General features: G+C 38.0%; 3 protein-coding genes. 2 read left to right on the top strand and 1 reads right to left on the bottom strand.

The window, feature by feature from the left end; translation table 11 throughout:
* Window positions 1–274, top strand: a 274-nt coding sequence (locus AC30RD_RS09420) for a DUF2393 family protein (RefSeq protein WP_489494288.1), incomplete at its 5' end; no start/stop codon positions are given.
* Window positions 271–828, top strand: coding sequence for a DUF2393 family protein (locus AC30RD_RS09425; RefSeq protein WP_489494289.1), 558 nt, complete (start codon window positions 271–273; stop codon window positions 826–828). The genes AC30RD_RS09420 and AC30RD_RS09425, both read left to right, overlap by 4 nt.
* Here the strand turns inward: AC30RD_RS09425 and AC30RD_RS09430 are convergent.
* On the bottom strand, window positions 818–1,335 hold a 518-nt coding region (locus AC30RD_RS09430), incomplete at its 5' end, for a radical SAM protein (protein ID WP_489494290.1). The genes AC30RD_RS09425 and AC30RD_RS09430 overlap by 11 nt on opposite strands.

A 1,335-nucleotide genomic window follows, 5' to 3' on the forward strand; every position in this document is an offset into this window, starting at 1 on the left:
AAAAAGACTTCATTTTACACAAGCGATTGTCGTCAAAGGTGCACTTACAAATCAATCAAAGCTTGATTTTCAAGAGTGCAGTGTAACTGCGAAAGTTTATAAGGTGACACCCAACAAGTATAAAAACTATATCTTTTTATTAAAGCCTTTAAAAAAGATGTCGATTGTACTCAGGGATATAAAAAAAGGGCAAACACGCAAGTTTAAGATTATAGTGGAGCCTTTTACCTATAAAAAAGAGTACAATATTTCGCTTGGAGCAGCTTGCAGATGACACTTTTAAACTATTGGCACTACATCACATTTGGTCTTGTTTTTTTACTTTTTGTAGGTGGTGTTATCTCTGCATTGAAACAAAAAAATCCAAAGCTTCGCTACTCTATGCTCTTTTCTGTTGCACTTATTAACGCTTTTTTGGCTGTTTTTTCCGTAGTTGTGGTTGATAAATATACAAAAGAGGTAAAACTTTACAAACTGAAAAACAAACGTTTACTCAGCATAGAAAAAATTATCTATACGGGTATTGTCAAAAATGAGGGAAAATTTCCTGTCGGAAAGGTTGTTTTGGAGATAAAACTTGTCAATAAAGGACACGCAACCGGCAATGTCAAAGGGGGCAACTTCTATAAAGCCAGCGGCTTCTTTGATTTTTTCTCCGGAGGTTTTAATACAATGAAATACAAACCCCAAACTATTGTCAAAGAGTTTGTAGTGGCAAAAAATCTCAAACCCGGTCATGCCAAAGCTTTTAGGGTTTATTTTGATTATCCCCCTTACTTTAGAAGTGTGGCACAGTTTACCAAACTCAAAGCAGACACTAGTATTTAAGCCCCACTTTTTTGAGTGCTTTGTTAATATGTTTTATCTGCGTGTTTTTATCTCTGCACCACTGAGGGGCTAAGAGGGAAGTATCATTAATACCTGCCGTTACACGTTGCACACTTACATTTTCAGGTTTCATCTGTATCGATTTCACAAGGGTATCAAGATAAAGCTCTTCTGTTATAGGGGTAAAATCTCCACGCATATATTCGTTGGCAAGGGCTGTTCTTTTGACAACATAAAGGGGGTGGTATTTTACAGAGTCGATGCCCCACGCATAAGCCTCTTTAGAGGTTTGAAGCATCATCTGCTGTGTCTCGTCGGGCAGGCCGAAAATAAGATGTCCACATACATTTAAACCCGCCTCTTTTGATTTGAGAATCCACTCTTTGACATTGTGGCTGTTATGTCCGCGATTGATCTTTTCAAGGGTGGTGTCATAGACAGACTGTATGCCAAATTCGATCCAAATCTCTTTTGTCTTGGCAAGATGGGCAAGGTACTCAAGGGTTT

The sequence above is a fragment of the Nitrosophilus sp. genome (genome assembly GCF_982775275.1).

Excerpts from the sequence above, each read along its gene's own strand:
- AC30RD_RS09425 (WP_489494289.1), top strand. The coding sequence starts at position 271 with ATGACACTTTTAAACTATTGGCACTACATCACATTTGGTCTTGTTTTT.